General features: G+C 38.8%; 19 protein-coding genes and 2 tRNA genes. 6 read left to right on the forward strand and 15 right to left on the reverse strand.

All coding sequences use genetic code 11. The annotated features are described in order from the left end of the window. Positions 1-7: 7 nt before the first annotated feature. Positions 8-709, reverse strand: a complete 702-nt coding sequence (locus tag ACT6XC_RS08535) for an iron-sulfur cluster assembly scaffold protein (protein ID WP_443738284.1) — start codon at positions 707-709, stop codon at positions 8-10. Between the two features lie 75 nt (positions 710-784). Here ACT6XC_RS08535 and ACT6XC_RS08540 point away from each other — a divergent pair, with 75 nt between their 5' ends. After that, complete coding sequence (locus ACT6XC_RS08540; protein ID WP_273066471.1) at positions 785-1,003, forward strand: hypothetical protein; 219 nt, start codon at positions 785-787, stop codon at positions 1,001-1,003. Positions 1,004-1,012: 9 nt separating this feature from the next. On the opposite strand, the gene ACT6XC_RS08545 is transcribed toward ACT6XC_RS08540, so the two are convergent. The 3 genes from ACT6XC_RS08545 to ACT6XC_RS08555 all read right to left on the reverse strand — a co-directional run bounded on the left by ACT6XC_RS08545 (position 1,013) and on the right by ACT6XC_RS08555 (position 2,634). After that, positions 1,013-2,353 (reverse strand): MATE family efflux transporter, encoded by a 1,341-nt coding sequence (locus ACT6XC_RS08545; protein WP_443741490.1) that lies wholly within the window; start codon positions 2,351-2,353, stop codon positions 1,013-1,015. 62 nt (positions 2,354-2,415) lie between these two features. Beyond that, a tRNA-Lys gene (locus ACT6XC_RS08550) sits at positions 2,416-2,488 on the reverse strand. A 73-nt stretch (positions 2,489-2,561) separates the two neighbouring features. Then, a tRNA-Lys gene (locus ACT6XC_RS08555) sits at positions 2,562-2,634 on the reverse strand. 232 nt (positions 2,635-2,866) lie between these two features. On the opposite strand from ACT6XC_RS08555, the gene ACT6XC_RS08560 reads away from it, so the two are divergent. Continuing rightward, on the forward strand, positions 2,867-3,358 hold the full coding sequence (locus tag ACT6XC_RS08560; protein WP_443741491.1) for a hypothetical protein: 492 nt from the start codon (positions 2,867-2,869) through the stop codon (positions 3,356-3,358). A gap of 267 nt (positions 3,359-3,625) precedes the next feature. Further along, a complete protein-coding gene (locus ACT6XC_RS08565) occupies positions 3,626-4,579 on the forward strand; it encodes a hypothetical protein (RefSeq protein ID WP_443738287.1) in 954 nt (317 codons plus the stop codon). 65 nt (positions 4,580-4,644) lie between these two features. Here the strand turns inward: ACT6XC_RS08565 and mtaB are convergent, their stop codons facing one another. Genes mtaB through ACT6XC_RS08580 form a run of 3 tightly spaced genes read right to left on the reverse strand, consistent with a single transcriptional unit; the run spans position 4,645 to position 7,065 of the window. Then, on the reverse strand, positions 4,645-6,075 hold the full coding sequence (mtaB, locus tag ACT6XC_RS08570; RefSeq protein ID WP_443741492.1) for a tRNA (N(6)-L-threonylcarbamoyladenosine(37)-C(2))-methylthiotransferase MtaB: 1,431 nt from the start codon (positions 6,073-6,075) through the stop codon (positions 4,645-4,647). A 2-nt stretch (positions 6,076-6,077) separates the two neighbouring features. Next, positions 6,078-6,701, reverse strand: a complete 624-nt coding sequence (locus ACT6XC_RS08575) for a tetratricopeptide repeat protein (RefSeq protein WP_443738289.1) — start codon at positions 6,699-6,701, stop codon at positions 6,078-6,080. Positions 6,702-6,705: 4 nt separating this feature from the next. After that, on the reverse strand, positions 6,706-7,065 hold the full coding sequence (locus ACT6XC_RS08580; RefSeq protein WP_443738290.1) for a bactofilin family protein: 360 nt from the start codon (positions 7,063-7,065) through the stop codon (positions 6,706-6,708). Between the two features lie 118 nt (positions 7,066-7,183). Between ACT6XC_RS08580 and ACT6XC_RS08585 the strand changes: the two genes are divergently transcribed. Then, positions 7,184-8,383 carry a CapA family protein gene (locus ACT6XC_RS08585; RefSeq protein WP_443741493.1) on the forward strand — a complete coding sequence of 400 codons (1,200 nt, stop codon included), beginning with the start codon at positions 7,184-7,186 and terminating at the stop codon, positions 8,381-8,383. Further along, on the forward strand, positions 8,374-10,971 hold the full coding sequence (locus ACT6XC_RS08590; protein WP_443741494.1) for a helicase-related protein: 2,598 nt from the start codon (positions 8,374-8,376) through the stop codon (positions 10,969-10,971). Before ACT6XC_RS08585 ends, ACT6XC_RS08590 begins: the two co-directional genes overlap by 10 nt. 24 nt (positions 10,972-10,995) lie before the next feature. Here the strand turns inward: ACT6XC_RS08590 and ACT6XC_RS08595 are convergent, their stop codons facing one another. The 8 genes from ACT6XC_RS08595 to argJ form a co-directional block, all read right to left on the reverse strand. After that, the gene (locus tag ACT6XC_RS08595; RefSeq protein ID WP_443741495.1) at positions 10,996-12,771 is read right to left on the reverse strand and encodes a HEAT repeat domain-containing protein; all 1,776 of its coding nucleotides are present in this window, start codon (positions 12,769-12,771) and stop codon (positions 10,996-10,998) included. Positions 12,772-12,788: 17 nt separating this feature from the next. Then, positions 12,789-13,925: a tRNA guanosine(34) transglycosylase Tgt gene (gene tgt / locus ACT6XC_RS08600; RefSeq protein ID WP_443738301.1), complete on the reverse strand. Its 1,137-nt coding sequence runs from the start codon at positions 13,923-13,925 to the stop codon at positions 12,789-12,791. A 29-nt stretch (positions 13,926-13,954) separates the two neighbouring features. Then, positions 13,955-15,025, reverse strand: coding sequence for an LptF/LptG family permease (locus ACT6XC_RS08605; RefSeq protein ID WP_443741496.1), 1,071 nt, complete (start codon positions 15,023-15,025; stop codon positions 13,955-13,957). A gap of 20 nt (positions 15,026-15,045) precedes the next feature. After that, complete coding sequence (locus ACT6XC_RS08610) at positions 15,046-16,500, reverse strand: LptF/LptG family permease (protein ID WP_443741497.1); 1,455 nt, start codon at positions 16,498-16,500, stop codon at positions 15,046-15,048. A gap of 8 nt (positions 16,501-16,508) precedes the next feature. Then, positions 16,509-16,955 carry a dUTP diphosphatase gene (gene dut, locus ACT6XC_RS08615; RefSeq protein ID WP_443738296.1) on the reverse strand — a complete coding sequence of 149 codons (447 nt, stop codon included), beginning with the start codon at positions 16,953-16,955 and terminating at the stop codon, positions 16,509-16,511. Positions 16,956-17,168: 213 nt separating this feature from the next. Beyond that, positions 17,169-18,338, reverse strand: a complete 1,170-nt coding sequence (locus tag ACT6XC_RS08620) for an acetylornithine/succinylornithine family transaminase (protein WP_443741498.1) — start codon at positions 18,336-18,338, stop codon at positions 17,169-17,171. Positions 18,339-18,352: 14 nt separating this feature from the next. Next, positions 18,353-19,246 (reverse strand): acetylglutamate kinase, encoded by an 894-nt coding sequence (argB, locus tag ACT6XC_RS08625; protein WP_443741499.1) that lies wholly within the window; start codon positions 19,244-19,246, stop codon positions 18,353-18,355. Between the two features lie 54 nt (positions 19,247-19,300). After that, positions 19,301-20,575: a bifunctional glutamate N-acetyltransferase/amino-acid acetyltransferase ArgJ gene (gene argJ, locus ACT6XC_RS08630; protein ID WP_443741500.1), complete on the reverse strand. Its 1,275-nt coding sequence runs from the start codon at positions 20,573-20,575 to the stop codon at positions 19,301-19,303. Positions 20,576-20,774: 199 nt separating this feature from the next. Between argJ and ACT6XC_RS08635 the strand changes: the two genes are divergently transcribed. Then, a partial coding sequence (locus tag ACT6XC_RS08635) for a hypothetical protein (protein ID WP_443741501.1) occupies positions 20,775-21,445 on the forward strand: 671 nt, incomplete at its 3' end.

Below are 21,445 nucleotides of genomic sequence, written 5' to 3' on the forward strand. Positions count from 1 at the left end.
CCTACAATTAGTTTTTGCGAGGGTCGATAAGTTTTACCATACCCTGATCTTCTGTCACACGACCATAGTGTGTGCGCGCACCTTCAATAGCTTCGCTGGCAGGTTTTCCAGCCTTAAGAGCGTCCATCAATTTACCGAAGTTGATACAGTTGTAGCCGATAACCTGATTGTCCTTGTCAACAGCCATAGTTTCAACATAACCTTCTGTCATTTCAAGGTAGCGAGGACCAGTCTTGCGTGTTGCAAACATAGTTCCAACCTGAGAACGAAGGTTCTTTCCGAGGTCTTCCAAAGAAGCGCCAACTTTCAATCCGCCTTTTGAATAAGCCGACTGAGTGCGTCCGTAAACAACCTGCATAAAAAGTTCGCGCATAGCAGTATTGATAGCATCGCAAACAAGGTCTGTGTTCAATGCTTCGAGAAGAGTTTTTCCGATAAGGATTTCTGAAGCCATAGCAGCCGAGTGAGTCATGCCGGAACAGCCGATTGTTTCAACCAAAGCTTCTTCAATAATGCCGTCTTTAATGTTCAGAGAAAGCTTGCAAGCTCCCTGCTGAGGTGCACACCAACCGATACCGTGTGTAAAACCAGAAATGTCTTTAATTTCTTTTGCCTGAACCCATTTTCCTTCTTCTGGAATTGGAGCCGGCCCGTGATATGCGCCTTTAGCCAAAGGACACATATGTTCTACTTCTGCTGTGTAGACCATAGATTTTCTCCTAAAAAATAAAAATCTGTTTTGATTCCGTCTCATCCTTTTTAGAAGAGACTGTTTCTCTATTTTATGCAGGAATTACAGCATTTTTTCAACTGCAAACCACTACATCATTTCATTATTGATTATAGTTTTTTTAAAATTGAAATTCAACGACAAAAACAAAAGTTTTTTGAGCTTAATGATTTTATGGGCGTTCCGGTTGTATTCACAACCGTCAGGCCTTTCGCCCTTGCATTGTCCGTCGCAGGCAACGGACAACGGCTGCGCCGGGGCTACAGTCCTTAACGCGTCTTGTTATTTTTCCTTAGAAATTACAAAAATAAACGAAAAAAGCAGCATTAAAAACGTAATAATCCAGCTTATCGGATAACTTAAAAATATATTGTCAAAAGAATACAGGCATGGAAGCTTAAAAACCGTAAAAAGATAGATAAGGCGGCTACCACAGACAAAAATCAAAGTCATAACAGCAGGCATAAGGCTTCGTCCCATTCCGCGAAGACTATTAGCCATAACATCCATTATGCCACAGGTAAAATAAGTTGAACAAATCACAAGGAAACGTTCCGAAGCCTTTTCTATTACAAGAGGATTTGTCGTAAAAAACGAAAAAAGTTGTCTGCTAAAAAGAATGCAAATTCCACCAATAACAGTGCCGACAATGCAAACAGAAAAAAGACTTGTCAAAACAACTCTCTTTACGCGGTCAATTTTCTTTGCACCAACATTTTGACTTACAAAAGTAAGACTTCCCTGGGCTATGCTGTTCATTGAAATGTAAACAAAACCTTCAATGCTTTGGCTTGCGCTGCTTCCAGCAACAGCAACTGCTCCGAAACTGTTTACGGTAGATTGAATAACCATATTGCTAAAGCTAAAAAGACTGCTTTGAAAACCGGCAGGTACTCCGATTTTTAAAATTTTTGCAAGAATATCGCTGTTAAGGCAAAGTTTTTTTAAGTCCAGCTTAAAATCATCGTTTTCTGTAAGAAGAATAAAAAAGACACATACGGCAGAGAGTGTCTGGCTTATTACAGTCGCCCACGCTACCCCTGCAACATCGAGATTAAACTTTATTACAAAAACAAGGTTTAAAACGACATTTAAAATTCCGCTTACAAAAAGAATATAGAGTGGTCGTTTTGTGTCGCCTTTTGCCCGTAAAAGAGCGGAACCAAAATTGTAAACAACGCTCGGAAAGATTCCGCAGAAATAAATTCGCAGGTAAAGCGCAGAAAGAGGAAGAACTTCTTCTGGAGCGTCCATAATAATCAAAATCTGCCGGCTAAACAAAACTCCGACAACGCTTATAAAAACTCCGCACAAAAGCCCCAAAACAAACGAAGTATGAACCGTCAAACTTAATTTTTTTGAATCTCCGCAACCGGTAAAATTTGCGGCAACAACATTGCAGCCGATAGAAATTCCTAAAACCGTATTTACAAGAAAATTTACAAGAGAACTTGTTGAACCAACAGCAGCAAGAGAATTATCCCCAGCAAACCTGCCTACAACAACAACATCCGCCGCATTAAAAAAAAGCTGCAATATTGAACTTAGCATAAGCGGAATCGAAAATTTCATTAACTTGGGAAAAATTGCTCCCGTCGTCATGTCAATCTGATTGCTTTTCATTTTTTTATTTCCGATAAAACAAAACATAAAAAAAAACGGTCATCAAACTGATGACCGTTTTGTGAGCTACGATGGACTCGAACCATCGACAGCCGCCTTAAAAGGGCGGTGCTCTACCACCTGAGCTAGTAGCCCGTTCATTCAACAGTGAATGTCTAACCGTTCGGCTAAACTGAAAAAAAACGGCCACCGAACTGATGACCGTTTGTGAGCTACGATGGACTCGAACCATCGACAGCCGCCTTAAAAGGGCGGTGCTCTACCACCTGAGCTAGTAGCCCATTCACTCAATCGCTGAATGCCTAATTACTATATGATTTATGAAAAAAAGTGTCAATATCTAAAAGCAGTATTTTTTATTTTTTTTGAAAAAAGCTAACTTTTGCTTTCTTAGAAAACTCTTACCCGAAATTAATCAGATTTTAAAGATTACATTTGTTTTTGATTATAAAGTTTGATCATAAACAAAGTTGCATAGGAAACTTTGTAATTTTATTCTTTAGAGGTGTTTTTATGAAAAAATCCATTAAAATTATTTTGACAACGGTTCTACTTTCTGTCTTTGCAGGAACAAGTATTTTTGCAAAAAGTCCAAGGGAAGAAGAAAAAAATGAGCAGCCAAGAGAACGCACTTATCAGCACAGAAGAAACGATGTTCCGCCAAGACCTCATTTTAACCTGTTTGATGACGAGTGCGTTTCTGTTATCGGAACTATAAAAAAAATAAGTTCTGACGCAAGCCTGATTACAATTACAAACACTGACGGAAAAGACGAAACGTTTGCATTAACTCCGTTTACAAAAATCTGCATTCCGCCAGAAAGATTTTTTAATCAGCAGACAGAAAATCCTGATAAAAAAGCTGAACTTCCCCCTCCAGCTTACTCAACGGCTACAGATTTGCAGAAAGACGACTGGGTTATCGTAAAAACTGTGGCTACCGACACAAAAACACCTGTTGCAGGAATAATTTTTGTTTCTAAAAAAACAGTTGAAAAAAAATAACATCTAACAAAAAGACGCGTAAGTTTTTTAAACTTATCCAGTGCACTTACGCCGGATGCGTCGGGCTTTAGTTGGTGTTTAAGAACGGATTGATAAAAATCAATCCGTTCTTAAACGGCAATGAGGGTTACCGAACCCAGAGCAGCCGGTCGCGATAAATAAAATGTCGTCCTAAAAGAATTCGGAAATTTATAAATTATATAAATAAAATAAAACAGCCTTTAAATAATCGAAAATCTCTGCAATAATAAATACAAGGTTTTTGAAATGGCTGAAATTAAAAATGAAAACAGTGAAATTTTCGGACGCAAGATTTTTTTTGTCTGCGCAACATTCACCCTTAACACAAATATTATTTTACGGTTGATGGAACAAGAATACGAAATTTACAAAATCGATGAACCACGCCAGTTAAAAAATCTTTTAGAATTAAATCCGCAGTCAATAGTTTATTTTAACGTAGATACTCACTTTTCTCCTCAGGTCTGGTTTAATTTTATTTCGAGCTTTGAGCACAATCCGAAATTTGAAAAATGCGATTTTGGTGTTTTTTCTACAAAAGGAACTGGAAAATTTCTTTATGGAAACGCATTAAAACTTTCGGCAGGAGCTTTTACTCTCGATAAAAATTTTGGCGAAATTATGGGTCAACTTTTGCAAAAACTCGAACTTTTAAAAGCAAAAGGAATGAGAAAATTTGTGCGTTTAAAATGCGCCGACAATAAATCCGCCGAAGCATATTTTATAAGCGGAAATATGATGTACAAAATGAATTTTATCGATATTTCGTCTATCGGCGTTGGACTGATTGTTCCTATGAAATATGCGGGATTTATAAAAATAAATTCTGTAATTCAAGGACTTACTCTCGTTCTCGGAAACAAGCAGCTTAAGGTGAATGCAAAAATTCATACGATAAAAGTTGTTCCTACAGGAATTTTAGCCGCACTTATTTTTACTCCAGATACCCCAGGAAATTTCAGAAACTACGTGCGCACTTACATTTGCGAAGAACTCCAGAAAAAAATGACCGCAAACCTCATAAAACTGCATTTGGACGACACGGATTACACGATTGAAGTTCCTCTTGCCGTTGACGGTGACGAAGAGCAAAAAAAAGCTGAAAAAACTACTGAAGAAAATGATGCAGAAAATTCTGCAAAAGAAAAATCCGAAGAAAATAAAAATCAAGAACTAGAAACGCTCGAAGAAATTGAATAAAACCTATAAAAATTCAAAAACCAAACAAAAAACGGGCATTTTTTGATCACTTTTCAATTTTAAAACTAGGAATTTTCTTCAAAAACTGCAAGTGTATCGCTTTCTCCAGAAATTTCGTTTTTTGAGAGTGGACGCAAAATCTTTACTTTTATCAGAGAACCTGGTTCAGGAAGTTTTTCGTTCGTTCCGAATACAAGCTTACAGTGAAGAAAATTACCAGTTACTGCGTGGACTACGATTCTGTCTGCAAAAATTTTTGGTCTGTGAACAGTTTCGCAAACAGCTTCAAGCACCTGCCCTTCAAAGAAAGTTATATACTCTGATTTTGATTTTTTATTAAAAGCTTCCAAGGCTTCGATTCTTTTTCCTGCAATGGAATTGGGAACCATAGGTCGCATAGAAAACGCTTCTGTATTTGGACGAGCGCTGAACGGAAAAGCGTGGACAAAAGTAAAGCCACAATCAGAGAGCATTTTTAGAGTGAGTTCAAAATCTTCATCGGTTTCGCCAGGAAAACCTGCAATAATATCGCAAGCAAGGAACGGATTTTTCTTTGCTTTTTTTAAGAGACTGCAAGCTCTATAAACGGCTTCGATTTTATAAGGACGTTTCATTTTTGCCAAAACAGAATCGCTTCCGCTCTGTACGGAAAGATGAAAATGCGGGCAAACTCTTCTATCGCTGATTATTTGTGCAAGCTCCTCATCAACGATTTCTGGGTAAAGGCTTGAAATTCTAAAGCGGATTGATTTTGTATTCTGCAAAAAAAGCCTAAAAAGACCTGCAAAATTTACAAAACCGTCTTTGTAACGTCCGCGATACTGAGAAATGTTTACTGTCGTAATTACAACTTCGTTCTGACCTTTTTCTTCAAGTTTTTGAACTCGTCTAATGGCTTCTTCGGCGTCCAAACTTACAGATTTTCCGCGGGCAAGGCGGATTGCGCAATAAGTGCAGACACAGTTGCATCCGTCCTGAATTTTTAAAGAGGAACGAGAATGATGCTCAAAGTCGTCAGGAACAAGGCGGAACGGTTCTTGTATTTGATTTTTTCCAGCTGTTTTATAAATCGTTTCAAAACTTTTTTGAATAAAAGTGGCAAGTTCTTCGCCATAAAGTTCTGGATTTTGTTTTAAAATTTCTGGAACATCAGCAAGATGTCCTTTATACTGTCCGCCCAGGACGCAGATTTTTTTTCCGATTGCAAGAATTTCGTCACGACTGTTCTGCGCATAGCAACCAGTAACGAGAACTGCACTTTTCGGGCATTTTGAAAGAAGAAGGCGGATTATTCTCCGCGCTTTTTGCTCAGCCTTTGCCGTAACTGTACAAGTATTTACGACGCAGAGTTTTACGGCCAAATTTTCGGCGGTTGCGGCAGAAAAAGGCGACATTGAAATCTCAAAACCAGCATTTTTAAATGCGCTTGCCGCACCTTCGCTTTCGACCTGATTGAGTTTACAACCGAGTGTTTCAAAGTGAATTATTTCGGACATTTTTAGCGAAGTTTTGCAATAACCCGTTCACGACCACGGACTGCGTCTGAATTAGAACCGTTGAGTTCGATTGCTTTGCTATAGGCTTCAAGCGCCCCATTGTAGTTTCCAGTCATTTCGCGCGCATAACCACATCTAGTCCACCAATAATCAACTAAAGGTTCTGTATGAACTGACATTGAAAAAGAAATATCCGCATGCTGATATTTTGCCTGACGAATATAAATTTCGCCCATATAATAGTAGGCATTGCCAATACGACTTCCGTTTGCAGGAACATTTGCCAAATAATACTGAAAAAGATCAAGCGCAGCAGTATTTTTTCCGAGATAGAATTTTGCCTCAGCCTGAATTTCAATCAAGCGCACATCGGTTGAATTGATTTTCCGGGCTTCTGCCGAACGTTGTTCCGCTTCTGCATACTGTCTGTTGCGAACAAGACTCCAGCAAAGCACACAATACGAATCAATATTCTGCGGATCTTCCACGATTTCCTGTTCGCAGATTTTTATTGCTTCTGCATACTTTCCGTTGCGGTAAAGAACAAGAGCATCTGCCCTCTGCTGCGCAAACGACTGAATCGAAAAAAGAGAAATTATTATTAAAGTTAAAACTGATTTTTTCATTATTTTATCCTTGCATTGTACATTTGCCAGAAAAATGCGAACCAGGTTCAAGAACAACCTGCTTTGCAGAAATATCTCCATTTACAGAGCCTGTCGAAGAAACAAAAATCAAATCCTGACCGTTGATATTGCCTTCAACCTTTCCTCGAACAAGAACACGGCTTGCTGAAATTTCTGCATTTACAACTGCATTCGAATCAACTACGAGATCGCTTGTTGCCTCGATTGAACCGTTTACGCTTCCACGAATCATAAAAGGCTTTGTAAATTTTATTTTTCCGCTAAAAGTAATATCGGAAGCAAGAATCGTATCAAAATCTTCTTCTTCAAGATCGAAAAAGTCAGTATCTTTTACATCAAACATTCTACTATTTTACAAATATAAAAGATTTTTTTCAAGGAAACATAAAATTGACTGAAAACACTGAGTGCAGCCCTGTGTCAAAGTTGTTTTATTGCAGATTTTTAACTATAATTGAATTATGAATTTTCTGCGCTCCTGCGTTTCAGTTTTTTTTCTCATTTATAGTTTTTCTTTTTTTTCATGCAATTCAACCTCAAGCATAAACCAAAACGAACCGGATTTTTCCAAAACAGAAGAACCTCAAAAATCTTCAATCACACTGCTCTTTGCAGGCGACATTATGGCACACGAAATCAATTTTAAGGCTCAGAAATTTGAAAGAATCTGGCAGGATGTAAAGTCTCTAGTAAAAAGCTGCAATCTAGCCTTTGCAAACATTGAAGCCCCTGTAAACAGCAAGCACGAATGGAGCACTTATCCGCAGTTCAACATGCATCCGGAATACGTTCAGGCGGCAATAGATTCTGGATTCAATGTTTTTTCGCTTGCAAACAATCACACAAACGACTGGTATCTTGACGGAATAAATGCAACCCGAAACTTTTTTGAAAAAAAGACTGATGTTTTTGCCTGCGGAATAAAATCAAATCCTTCGCAAAAACTCACCTTCCAGATTATTGAAAAAAACGGTTGGAAAATTCTTTTTGTGGCCGTTACAGAAATTTTAAACCGGCCAGATTACGCTTCGTGGATTGACTATTTCCCCCAAAAAAAACATTCCCAACTCATTGAAGAACTAAAGAAAATCCAATCCCAAAACGAACACGATATTTTTGTTTTGAGCGTCCACACTGACGAAGAAGAATACAAAAAAGCCGTAACAGAAAGCCACAAAAAATTTTTCCGCCAATTGATTGAAGATTGCAAGGTTGATGTAATCTGGGCAAATCATCCTCACGTCTACAAAACTTTTGAAACAGTAACAATCACCGACAACAAAACAGAAAAAAGCGCGCAAAGCGATTCGCCTTCAACAGAAACAAGAAAAGCGTTTATAATGTACGCAAACGGAAACACAATTTCTGGACAGAGGACGTCGCCTTCGCTTACAAAAACCGCAAATGCGCGCGATGACACAGGTGACGGACTTTTTATAAAAATGACTTTTGAAAAAACTTCTTCTCAAGTCAGTATAAGACAGATTGAACCGCACTTTATAACGTCTTATATTCAGCCGGATGGACAAATTGTACTACGCCTTGTTGATGATGATTTTATTCACTGTCTAAAGCGCTCAGGACTTTTTTACTGGGCAAAATATATTGAATCAAGAAAAAAAATTTACGAAAACACAAAAGGAAATTCATTATGGCAATAAATTATAAAAAACTACCTGTTTACGAACAAAAACAGCTTATTTTAGACCAGCTTGCAAAAAATCAGGTAATTGTAGTTCAGTCCACAACAGGTTCTGGCAAAACAACTCAAATTCCTGTAATTCTTCACGAAGCAGGCTACTCCCAAAACGGAGTAATTGCTGTAACACAGCCACGAAGAATTGCTGCCCTTTCGGTAAGCGAATTCATTGCAAAACAGTTAAAGACGACTTATCCAGGACTTGTCGGCTACAAAATGCGTTTTGAAGATAAAACTGACTCTTCAACAAAAATCAAGATTATGACAGATGGAATTTTACTGCAGGAAATGAAACTTGATCCGTGGATGAGCAAATATTCGGTAATCATGATCGACGAAGCCCACGAACGCTCTCTGAACATTGACTTTTGTCTTGGACTTTTAAAGCGAATTCTTGCTGTCAGACCGGATTTTAAGGTTATTATTTCTTCTGCAACAATGAATGCGCAGGCTTTTTCAAAATATTTTAACGACTGTCCGATTGTGACAATTGAAACCCAGGTTTTTCCGGTTACGATGGTTTACGATCCGCCAGCAATAAAACCGACAACTACCACAGAATCGGGCGCCCAGGCAATTTTAAGCAAAATTGAATCAACAATCGGACGCGTTCTGGACAATCACGAAAGTGGCGACATTTTGATTTTTCTTCCTGGCGAAAAAATCATAAAAGACTGCGTACAAAAACTTTACAACTCAAGTTTCCGCTCAAAAATCCACATTGTTCCACTTTACGGAAGGCTTCCTAAAGAAGAACAGGAAAAAGTCTTTGACTCCGCCCCATTCGGAAAAAAGAAAGTTGTAATTTCGACAAATATTGCAGAGACTTCTGTAACGATAAATGGAATAACAACGGTTATAGATTCGGGGTTGGCAAAATTGAATTTTTATAACCCAAAAACCTATACATCATCTCTAATCGAAACTCCGGTAAGCAAGGCAAGTTGCAACCAAAGACGCGGACGAGCAGGACGAACCTGTTCAGGAACCTGCTACCGGCTTTACAAGCGAACTGATTTTGAAAGCCGGAGCGAATACACGACTGAAGAAATTTTTCGCACCGACTTGAGCGAAGTTCTTTTGAGAATGAGTGAACTTGGAATTACGGATTTTGAAAATTTTGACTTTATTTCAAAGCCCGAAAAAGAAAATATTCTCGGCGCACTCGAAACCCTCAACATGCTCAAAGCCCTCAATCCAGACAGGACTCTCTCTTCAATCGGAAAACTCATGGTTGAATTTCCACTTGAACCGCGAGTAAGCAGAATTTTGGTCGAAAGTATAATGAATTATCCGGACGTGCTTGATGAAAGCGTAATTGCAGCAGCATTTTTAAGCACTCAGTCGCCTTTTGTTCTTCCTCCTGGAGAAGAAATGGACGCTCGGGCGGCGCATCACGCTTTCCGCGACATTCAGGGCGACTTTGTTTCTTACGTAAAACTTTTTAGACGCTATCAGTCCATGGAAAACAAAACCCGCTTCTGCCAGAACAACTACCTCGACGAAAAAGTGATGAAGGAAATTTCAAGCATCAGAACCCAACTCGAAGAAGAAATCAGCGCTCTTGGAATTCCTGTAACTGGCGGAGGCTCGATGGAAAATTACCTTTGCTGTATTTCGGCAGGAATGATTCAGTTTGTTTGCGTGCGCGATGGAAAAGAAAATTACCGTTCATTGACGACCGACCACATTTCAATTCATCCTGGTTCTGGAATGTTCCGCACATCTCCTCTTTTTATTGTCGCCGGAGAAATTGTAAGAACAAGCCGAATGTTTGCAATGAGCGTAAGTCCTCTTACAAAAGCCCTTCTTGCAAAAATCGATCCAACTCTCGAAAAAAAACTGATGTCAGTCCGTGGAGCAAAAGGAAAATCACTGACTGGAAACCTTGAATACACAGGTACAACATTCAGAGAACAAAAAGGAAAACCTGGACGCGATGACAGTTATTTTGGCGGAAAACTTGACAAAAACGAAAAGAAAAAACGCGATGAAAATTCAATTGGAATCGGTGGAGAACTTTTTGCACTTGAAAAAGTTAAAGGCAAAAAACAAGCTGTTCTTCCTTATGAAAAATTCAAAGAAGCCCTTCTTTCAGAAAATGACAAAAATAAACTTGCGGCACTTGCAAATCTTCGCGGAAAACTCGTTCTAAAAGGCGGTTTTGCGCTTACAGGTGAAAAATTTGAATTGATTGCAAAACTTGTCAAAAACTTGAATTTAACTCCAGTAGATGCAAAATCCTGGCCGAAAAACTTCAACATCACTTTAAATGACGAAAAAGACGGCGAGCTTTTGATTCAAAATCTAAAATACGTTCTGAACCTTACAATGGCAAAATCGCGAACAAAAGAATTCGGTTTTATAACTCTATTTAGCGACAGCCGCGGAACATACTGGTTTAAGGTAAGCCGTGGATTCGTCACCGCTCTGAACGAAAGCCTTGCCGCCTTGGAAAATCTTGTTGACGATGCAGGCCAAATTTTAAATGCAGTTCAAAAAGAAAAGGTGAACATGCTTTACAGAATGTTGAACAGTCTGTACGAGTAACGTTTTTTAGAAAAAAACTTGCTCTTATTTTGCATTTGCTTTTGGATTGCTCTTTTTTTCAAGTTTTTCTTTCTGTTCTTCGGAAATTTTTTCAGCTTCTTTTACAGTGCTGTCCGAAGAACCTAAGATTTTTTTTGCTTTTTCGGCATTTGCGTTTTTCTTGAGCGGATTTTTTGCTGCGTCGAGAATAATCTGCCTTACAACAGGCAAAACGTCTGGATAACGACCTTTTGAATAAATATCAAGTCCTGTTCCTTGAGTTGCAGTGTCCTTTGAATCAAGATAATCCTTGCAGATAGAAGAAAATTCGTTTCGCTTATATTTTGCAAATTCTTTTCCGAGAGCATATCGGAGCGGTTTTCTTCTGTCGTCTTTTAGAGTTTCTCCAGCAAGTGCAATAATTTCGTCTGTGCCAGCATTGTTGTATTCAAGAAGAGCCGTGGCAACGCGACTTTTTGGAGTATCTGCAACTTTTTTGTCCGTAATAAGCTTGACAAGATACTCATTCCCTTCTTTTGTGTTTAGACAGGCGATTGCAGGATAGCACTTTTTTTTGACAGAATCTTCCTTGTCTTTTTCAAGCCGGTAAACAAGATAAGGAACGGCTTCTTTATAATCATTTTTTTTGCAAGCCTCGATAGCTTCGAGCCGAACCGTAACATAAGAGTCACGGATTGCTTCAATTACAGTTTTTTTTGCTTCGTCATTTTCCTTAAAATTGGAAAGTCCCTTTACAACTGAACATCGCAGTTTTGGGTCTGTATCTTCATAAAGCTTTACAAGAACTTTGACAGCCTCTTTTTTTTCCATTGAGCCGATTGCTTCAGCCGAATACATTCTTATAAAAGTATTTTCGTCTTCGTCCTGAGCCATTTCTACAAGTTTATCGTAAGTTTCTACAGCTTTGATTTTTCCAAGAACTTTTACAAGCTGCTGTCGCTGAGCAAGCGACAAATCTTCGCGTTCCAAATATTCTGACAAAAAAACAGCCTCTTTTGATCCGCCAATTTCGCCAAGAGTCGTAAGTGCGTTCGTAAAATAGTTTTCATCTTCGCTTTCTACGAGTTTAAGAACAGCAGGAAGTGCTTCTTTTGTTTTTACCGCCTGAATATATTTAAAAACCGTATCTACGGTCGATTTTTTTTGTTCATAAGGGTCGTCAAGAATTTCAAGCGCAAAATTTTCGAGACAAGGATCTTTGAGTTTTGTAAAATATTCAAGAATTTTTTCGCGGACAGCAATGGTTTTTGTAACGTAAAATAAATCGTAAACTTCATCGACAAAGCGGACATCTTCGTTTTTAACAAAATCGTTCAGAAGATCGATAATATCATCTTCCATTCCAAATTTTAGGGTGTCGGCGTTTTCTTTTCTTGTATCTGGAAATTCCTCGTCAAGTTCTGCAATTTTTTCCGCATCCTGTTTTTGAGGCCGTTTTTTTGGAATTTTTACGGAAACATCTTCTGCCTCATCATCAACGTCAGAATTTTCTTCAGAAGAATTATCATGTTCTGTCTGAGTTTCAGAATTTTCACTTTCCGACAAAGATTGTACGTTCTCTTGATTTTCGGTTTCTGGAGAATTTTCTTCTTCCGATAAAGCTTGTGCGTTTTCTTGAGTTTCACTTTTGGGAGAATTTTCATCTTCTGTCTGTGTTCTTGATTTTGGCGACGTTTCATTTTCTGCCAAATTCTGCAACTGAACTGTTTTTTCAGCATCAGAAATAGCTTCCACCGTTTGTCCGAAAACCTGCAATTTTAGAAAACAAAATGCCGTCAAAACCAAAATATTTTTTTTCATAAAAACTTCCGTAAAAATTATTTTATATTTCCAGCGTGATACCGTTTTAAAAAGTTCGTTCTGTATTCTTCAAAACGGTTTTCTTCGATTGCAAGGCGAATTTCTTTCATCATATTATGCAAAAAATACAAGTTATGGTAACTTGCGAGCATGCTGCTTAAAATTTCTTGTTCCTTAAAAAGATGACGAAGATAACTTCTTGAATAATTGCGACAGACTTTACAATTACATTCACTGTCAACAGGACCAAAATCGTGAATAAAACGCTCCTGTTTAATCGAAAGTTTTCCGTCATGAGTAAAATATGAACCGTTGCGCGCATTTCGCGTAGGCAAAACGCAGTCAAACATATCAATTCCGCTGTGAACGGCGTCCAAAATGTAGTCTGGAGTTCCGATTCCCATAACGTATTTTGCCTTTTCCTTTGGAAGATGATTAACCGTAAAATCCAGCATCGAGGCAAAAACTTCCGCAGGCTCGCCTACACTCAAACCGCCGATTGCAATTGCTGGCATTTCCATCGAAGTTACAAATTCTGCGGAACGGATTCTTAAATCTTCAAAAAAGTTTCCCTGAACAATTGGCAGAAGAATTCCTTTATATCCTTCATCCTGTTTTTTTAACCATTCAGATTTTGCGCGTTTTAACCAGTTTTCTGTAATTTCGAGCGAATGAAGGGCTTCTTTTTTATCGATTCCCCAGCCAGAACAAACATCAAGTTGCATTTGAATATCCGAATTGAACTGAGCCTGAACGTCTACAATTTTTTCTGGAGTAAAAAGATGCCGACTTCCGTCAATATTAGAAGCAAACATTGCTCCTTCTTCCGTTATTTTGCGCAGTTTTGAAAGACTCCACACCTGAAAACCACCAGAATCTGTAAGAAAATTTTTTTTCCAGCCGGAAAATCCATGCAAACCGCCAGCTTCCTCGATTACATCGCTTCCAGGCCTTAGATAAAGATGATAAGTATTTGCGAGAATGATTTCAAAACCGATTTCATCCAAATCATCTTTTGTAAGAGCCTTTACAGTCGCATTTGTTCCAACAGGCATAAAGACCGGAGTCTGAACATCGCCGTGTGGCAGGTGCAAAGTTCCAGTACGTGATTTTCCGTCAGAAGACTCGTGTTTAATGTCAAAAATATTCATCATCATTTTATCCTTAAAAAATCAACTTTTTTCTACGTTCTGGCATATTTTAGAAGAACCAGACTTACAACGACAAACAGAAAAACTGGCAGCCAGGCTCCAAGAAACGGAGAAAGAACTCCAAATTTTGCCATAAGCATTGTAACCATCTGAAAAACGTAGTAGATTACCGCCGCAGAAATGCAACTAGCAAGACTTATGAGCATTACATTTTTTCTTGTTTTTCCGCTCAAACCAATCGACAAAAATACTACAATAAAAAGAATGAATGGAAAAGCATATTTTTTGTAATAGACGCTCAAAGGCTCGTTATAAGGAAGTCCTACTCTTTTTAAATGGGCAATGTATTCCCTTGATTCGCGGGTATCTACGGTTTCGACAGAAGTCGTGTTGTTTCTAAAGGTTTCTGGAATTTCTGTGAGCAGTTCAAGAGTAGCGGAATCAACCTCCGAAGAAACCAAATTTCCGTCAGAAAGCTTGTATTTTGTGGAACCGTTTAGCTTCCAGTGATCTTCCATCCAAAGTGCGGAATCGGCACGAACAATACAGTTTAAAGATTTATCATCGTTTCTGATTACAATGTAAAGCGCATAAAGGCGCATTGCCGAGTTGTCATAAAAATCCGCCTTATAAACGACATTTCCCTGATCTGATATGACGACAATTTTGTCGTTATTGAGGCTTTTTTCGCGGTTTAAAACAATTTCCTGAAGTTCAACTTTTTTTGAAAACGTTGGAACAACGACTTTATCTTCAAAATAAAAAAGTCCAAAACTTAAGATAAATGCAAAAACCAAAAGCGGAGCTGTAAATTTTATGAGCGGAACTCCAGAGGCAAAAACCGCAACAAGTTCATTATTTGCATAAAAATCCGACAAAGTGTAAGAAACTGCAAAAAGAATCGAAAGTGGCGCTGAATACCAAAGCGACTTAGGAAAATACAAAAGCATTATATGAAAAACAGTCTTTGCAGGAACTCCGTTTGAAATAAAATTCCAAAGGTTCATAAAAAGATCTACGAGAACCAAAACAAAGGCAAAAAAACAAAGAGAACCAACAAAAAGAGGCACAAATTTTTTTAAAATATATTTTACAAGCGTCATTTTTAATTCCTGTTTTTATTCTATTTGCCAATCAATTTTATATAGAAAAATCCGCCTGCAATCGTTATTGCAAGATTCGGTGCCCACATTACTACAAAACCATTTAAACCGCCACGGTTACCAAAAATCTGTCCCAAAATCATCATTGTCCAATACAAAACGCAGATTACGATTCCGACGATAAGTCCAATTGTCTGGCCATTGTGTTTTCCAAAAAGAAGCGCAAGCGGAAGCGCCAAAAAAGCAAAAAAAACCGAACCAAAGGGCAACGAAAATTTTTTATTATATTCAAGTTTGTAGGAATTCAACTTTTTTTTAGAAAAATCTTCCGATTCTTCCATCTGCTTTATTTTTTTATGCAAGTCGTAAGATGTCATTTCGCGAGGGCTTACCCTGTTTGAAGTTGCCGAAATCGATGACTCGAAAACATTTAAATTCATCTTTTGCGAAGAAAGCACGTCAAAATTTCCACGTTTTTTTTTGTCAAACAGAAGAACAGTTGCATTGTTCATTTCCAGCGTCATAAGCACTCCAGAATCTTTTGACTTTTTTACAAGAGAATCGTCCGCAACGATTATGCGCTGCTGTCCATCCGCTCCTGTGTCAAAAAAAATCAAATCGCTTACCTGATCATTTACGACGTTTCCAATTACAAGAGTTTTGTCGACCGTTTTTTTTATTGAATTAGGCTCAAGCTCAACAGACGGATTTGAAGACAAAATCGAACGATACAACCGGTTGTATTTGATTGTTCCAAGCGGTAAAAGATAGTCGTTTACAAAAAAGGAACCAAGAGAAATTACAACTCCAAGAATAATCACCGGCATTAAAATCGTTCTGTAGCTTTGACCAGAAGCACGAAAAATAAGAATTTCATTTTCGGAAACAAGCCTTCCAAGGCACATCAAAAAACCGACGAGTGTTGCAAAAGGTGCAGACTGGGCAATAATCGAAGGAAGAGCGTAAGTCATAAGGCGCATAACGTCCCAAAGCGGCACTTTTTTTTCAAGAATTTTTTGAATTACGAGCAAAATCTGGTTTACAAAAAATATAAAAAAGAAGAACAGAAAGGCGACAAAAAAATAAAGAAAAAGCTCTTTTAAAAGATAGCGATAAAAAACATGACGATTTATGCCAGATTTTTCCTGCATTGCCTCGTCAAGAAAATTTGCCGTTTTATAGCAATGCAAAAAACGCATAAAAATTGCGGCACGGTGAAAGATCGAATTCAGAAGATTAAAACTCACCAAAAAAGGCTTGAATTTATTTTTATAAAACCAGCGAATTTTTCTGCTGAATCGGCTTTTCGAAACAATCCGCCAATAATAATATCCAAGAGATTCAAGATGCAGAACGCTTTTTTTTGCTTTTGAGCCGTTGAATTTTGAGGAAATTTTATTTTTAAACTGACTCCAGCCTTTCCGAAAAAAATCCACGGTTCGGTTTATAAAGGCTTCGATTTTATCGAGTTTCATTAAAGAATTTACTTTCCAGTATGACCAAAGCCACCGCTTCCGCGTTCTGTTTCGTCCAAAAACTCAGCGCTTTCAAAAACGCCCTGAGTAACAGGAGCAACAACCATCTGTGCAATTCTGTCACCGTCAGAAATTTCAAAATCCTCATTTCCAAGATTGATTAAAATTACTTTTACTTCGCCACGATAATCGCTGTCGATAGTTCCTGGAGTATTAAGACAGGTAATTCCGTTTTTAGCGGCAAGTCCTGAACGAGGCCGAATTTGAACTTCAAAGCCTTCCGGAATCGCCATTTTAATTCCAGTTGGAACCATAAATCGTTGCATAGGTTTGATTACGATTTTTGAGCCGTCTGGAATAAAAGCGCAGATGTCTGCTCCAGCAGAGCCTGATGTCTGATAAGAAGGAAGTTTTACGCCTTTTTCGGCAAGAATTTTTATTTTGCAGGTGTTCATATTTTCTCCAATTTTAAAACTGGTTTAAATTATACAAAAAAAACGGAGAATTATAAACCACCAGACAAAAAATCCCAGCCCCGGCCGGAACGGCGCGATAGCGTTCCAAAAAAGAGAGGCGGTCAAAACCGCATTTCTTTTTTGGAATGCAGCGTAAGCGGAACCGTGGAGCGACGGGTTAGAGCGTAAATTGCGCTCCAAATTTATAAAAAACTAAAAAGTTTCGAGGGTCTTCTTTAAAATCTCAAGACCTTCGTCGATTTCTGACTGCGAAATATTTAGCGGAGGAACAAGCCTTAAGGTGTTTTTTCCAGCAGTCGATGTCAAAAGTCCGTTTTCGAGAAGTTTTTTTTCAACCTCGACAGCACTCAGTCCTTCGACAATGTCTGCTCCAATCATAAGACCTTTTCCGCGGACTTCGCCAACATTTTTATTTTTCCAGCTTTTTATCTGGTTGCGGATATATTCGCCTTTTTCTTTTACACTTTCCAAAAATCCTGGCTTTTGAAGTTCATTTAGCACTACAAGACCTGCTGCACAGGCGAGAGGATTTCCGGCAAATGTTGACTGATGATCGCCAGCCTTAAAAACGCCGTTTGCTTTTCCGCGGAACAAAATTCCGCCCATTGGAAGTCCGCCGGCAACGCCTTTTGCAAAACTCACAACTTCCGGCTCAAAACCGAGCTCATCGCTTGCAAGAAGACTGCCTGTTCTTCCAAAACCTGTTTGAACTTCGTCCGCCATTACGATTGCCCCAGCCTTTCGAGCGGCATCTGCGGCGGCTTTTGCCCATTTCGGGTCAATAAGATTTACTCCGCCTTCTCCCTGAACACATTCAATCATAAGCGCGGCAGTTGTGTCGTCAAAGGAAGTTTTGATTGCTTCCCAGTCGTTAGGCTTTATAGTTTTAAAACCTTGAACATAAGGAGCAAAATACGGAGGATGAAATTTTTCCTGACCAGTTGCGGTCAAAGTTGCCAGTGTGCGTCCGTGGAACGAAGACTCGAGCGTATAAATTATACGTCTTTTTTCGCCTCCGTTCAAAAATCCATATTTTCTTGCAAGTTTAAAAGCCGCCTCGTTTGCTTCGCCACCAGAATTTCCAAAATAAACGCCTTCAAAACCTGTAGCTTTTAAGAGTTTTTCTGCAAATTCTACGCCTGTATCGCTCGTAAAGTAATTGCAGACGTGAATCTGCTTTTGAGCCTGCTTTGAAACTGCGTCTACGAGAGGTTTAAAATCGTGTCCAAGACAGTTGACTGCAATTCCTGCCAAAAAATCAATGTATTTTTTTCCGTTTACATCGTAACAGGTTGAACCTTTTCCGTACGCCATTGTTACGTCGAACGAACCGTAATTATTTACAACAATTTTGCTTCCCATAAATTTTTCCTTGTTTAGTAAATCATTGTGCCGATACCGCGGTCACTGAACATTTCGATTAAAAGAGAATGAGGAACACGGCCGTCAATAATATGAGTTCTCGGAACTCCGCCACGGCGAGCGAGCATACAACATTCAATTTTTGGAATCATTCCTCCAGCAATTGTTCCGTCGTCGATAAATCCCTGAACATCTTCAATATGAATGCGAGGAATAAGCGAGCGAGGATTATCTATGTCTTTTAAAACGCCGGGAACATTTGTCAACTGGACAAATTTTTCCGCCTTAAGGGCAACTGCAATTTTTGCGGCGGCTGTGTCAGCATTTATGTTGTAGCGGTTCAGGTCTCCAGTCTCGCCGAGCGCAACTGTGGAAACTACAGGGATAAAACCTTCATCTAAAAGCGACTGTATTATCTGAGGGTGAACTTCCGTTACTTCGCCGACAAATCCAAGGTCAACGCCGTTTTTGTCAATTTTTTTGGCACGCAAAAGTCCAGAGTCAACGCCAGAAAGCCCAACAGCTTTTCCGCCTTCCTGTAGCAAAATTCCGCAGATGTCTTTATTTAATTTCCCTGTCAAAACCATCTGAACAATTTCCATGGTTTCTGAATCCGTATATCGCAGGCCGTTAATGAACTTTGATTCTTTTCCGACGCGCTCAAGCATATGGTTAATTTCAGGACCGCCACCGTGAACAAGTACAACCTTAATTCCGATTGTATTTAAAATCACAATATCTTTCATTACAGCGGTTTTTAACTCTTCGTTGAGCATGGCGTTTCCGCCGTATTTTACAACGACAGTTTTTCCAACCCAATGTCTAAAATACGGCAAAGCCTGAACAAGAACATCGCTCCAGTGAGCATTGTCAAGCCGCGGATTTTCTATAAAATTCTCTTCATCCATTTTTTATCTCCAGAAATTTCTCGTTTTAGTTTTTATTTTTCAAAAAAACGGAACTTAAGTGCGATAATCTCCGTTGATTTTTACATAATCGTAAGTCAAATCGCATCCCCAGGCTGTTCCGCAAGCATTGCCGTCTTCAAGTTCAACAAGAATTTCCACGGCTTCTTCAGTCAAGATTTTTTTTGCCAAATCTTCATCAAAATCAAGAGGAACTCCATGGTCAAAAACTTTGATTGAACTTTCTTCGCCACCATTTTGTTTTCCAGCTTCAAAATATCTTTTTGAAGCTTTTCTGCTCAAAAAAGAAACACTTGTCTTTTCTGGAGTAAAATTGAATCCAGAATAGCCCATTGCATCAAGAATACGACCCCAGTTTGCGTCCGCACCAAAAAAAGCGGCCTTTACGAGGTTTGAACAGATTACGGATTTTGCAAGTCCGCGCGCATTTTCGACAGTGTCGGCTCCAGTCACGTTGCAAGTTACAAGTCTTGAAGCTCCTTCGCCGTCGGCAGCAATTTTTTTTGCCATTTGAGTATTCAAAGTGTTCAAGGCTTCAAGGAAGGTGTCAAAATCTTCTCCTTCTTCCGTAATTTCCGCATTGCCAGCTTTTCCGTTTGCAAGAATTAAAAGGGTGTCGTTTGTAGAGGTGTCACCGTCAATCGAAACGCAGTTGTAAGTTCCTGCAACAGAAAGTTTGAGCGCTTTTTCGAGCATAGCCGCACTAATTGAACAGTCAGTCGTAACAACAGAAAGCATTGTTCCTAGGTTGATGTGAATCATTCCCGAACCTTTTGCCATTGTTCCCATAGTCACAGTTTTTCCGCCGATTTTAACTTTTAGCGCAACTTCCTTGTATTTTGTGTCTGTCGTCATAATAGCCTGACGAGCTTCGACATTTCCTGTTTTGCTCAAAAGCGAAACGCTTTTGTCGAGACCGTCCAATATTTTTTGAACAGGCAACTGCTGACCGATTACGCCAGTTGAACAGACAAGCACATTTTCTTTTTGAATGCCAAGTTTTTCAGCAACAGCAAGAGCCTCTTTTTCTGCATTTTTATAGCCCTGCTCTCCAGTGCAGGCATTTGCGTTTCCAGAATTCATAATTACTGCCTGAGCTTTTCCGTCGGCAATCTGTTTTTTTGTAAATTTAACACATTCAGCCTTTACTCGGTTTTGTGTAAAAACGCCGGCAGCATTGCACACACAGTCGCTAAAAATAAGGGCAGTGTCGTAAGTCGTGCGGCTTTCCTTGATTTTATTTAAAACTCCGCTGGCTTTAAAACCTTCGGCAGCGGCAACTCCGCCTTCAACAAAAGAAAATTTCTCCATAAAAAAGCTCCAATATCACGAATAAATATGCAATTATCATACAAAGTTCTGCATATTTATTCAATATAAATATTTTCTTTATCTTGCGATCCTTAAAGTTTTACGTTTCTAAAAACCATTTTGTGCTTTACATAATAAAACAAACTGATGTATAAAAAACCTTCTTTTCAGACCACGATTTTAATTTTATAATCTTTTTATGAATGAAAACGATTTAATTGAATTACAAACCCAGACACAAAATATTGTGCAGATTTTTACAAAAAATGCTCCAATCTTAAAAGACGGAACATTTGACAGTCAAAAAGTCAAAGATACAATCCTCGAAATGGCAACGGCCCTGCTTCCAAAAGAAAAAATAGATAGTCTTACAGCCTGGATGGAAAAACATGAATTTTTTACAAGTCCTGCAAGTGCAAAATACCATGCAAACATTGCTGGAGGACTTGCGGCGCATTCTCTTACTGTAATCTACCAGAGCCTTGTTTTTGCGCCAATGATTTTTTCAAATTTTATCCAGACAAAACGCGCAGAGTCTTATAATTTTTCAGTAGCAGATATTTTTATTGCCGCTCTTTCTCACGATTTTTGCAAAGCGGGATTTTATTCAGTCGAACACAAAAAAACAAAAAACTATCAGGGAAACTGGGTTTACGAGCCATATTTTAAAGTAAAAAGCGAAAACCGAAACCTCGGTCACGGAAACGAATCCGCACTCATGCTTCTTGAATGCCTTCCAGAATACATTCACAAACGTCCAGTTCTCGAAGCAATAAGTCGCCACATGGGATTTTCCGATTTAAGCCCGAACGAGAGTTTTAACTATTCAAATTTTCTGCAAAATCCTCTCGTCATTTTGCTTCAATTGGC

Source organism: Treponema berlinense, from assembly GCF_052273165.1.
GTDB lineage: Bacteria > Spirochaetota > Spirochaetia > Treponematales > Treponemataceae > Treponema_D > Treponema_D berlinense_A.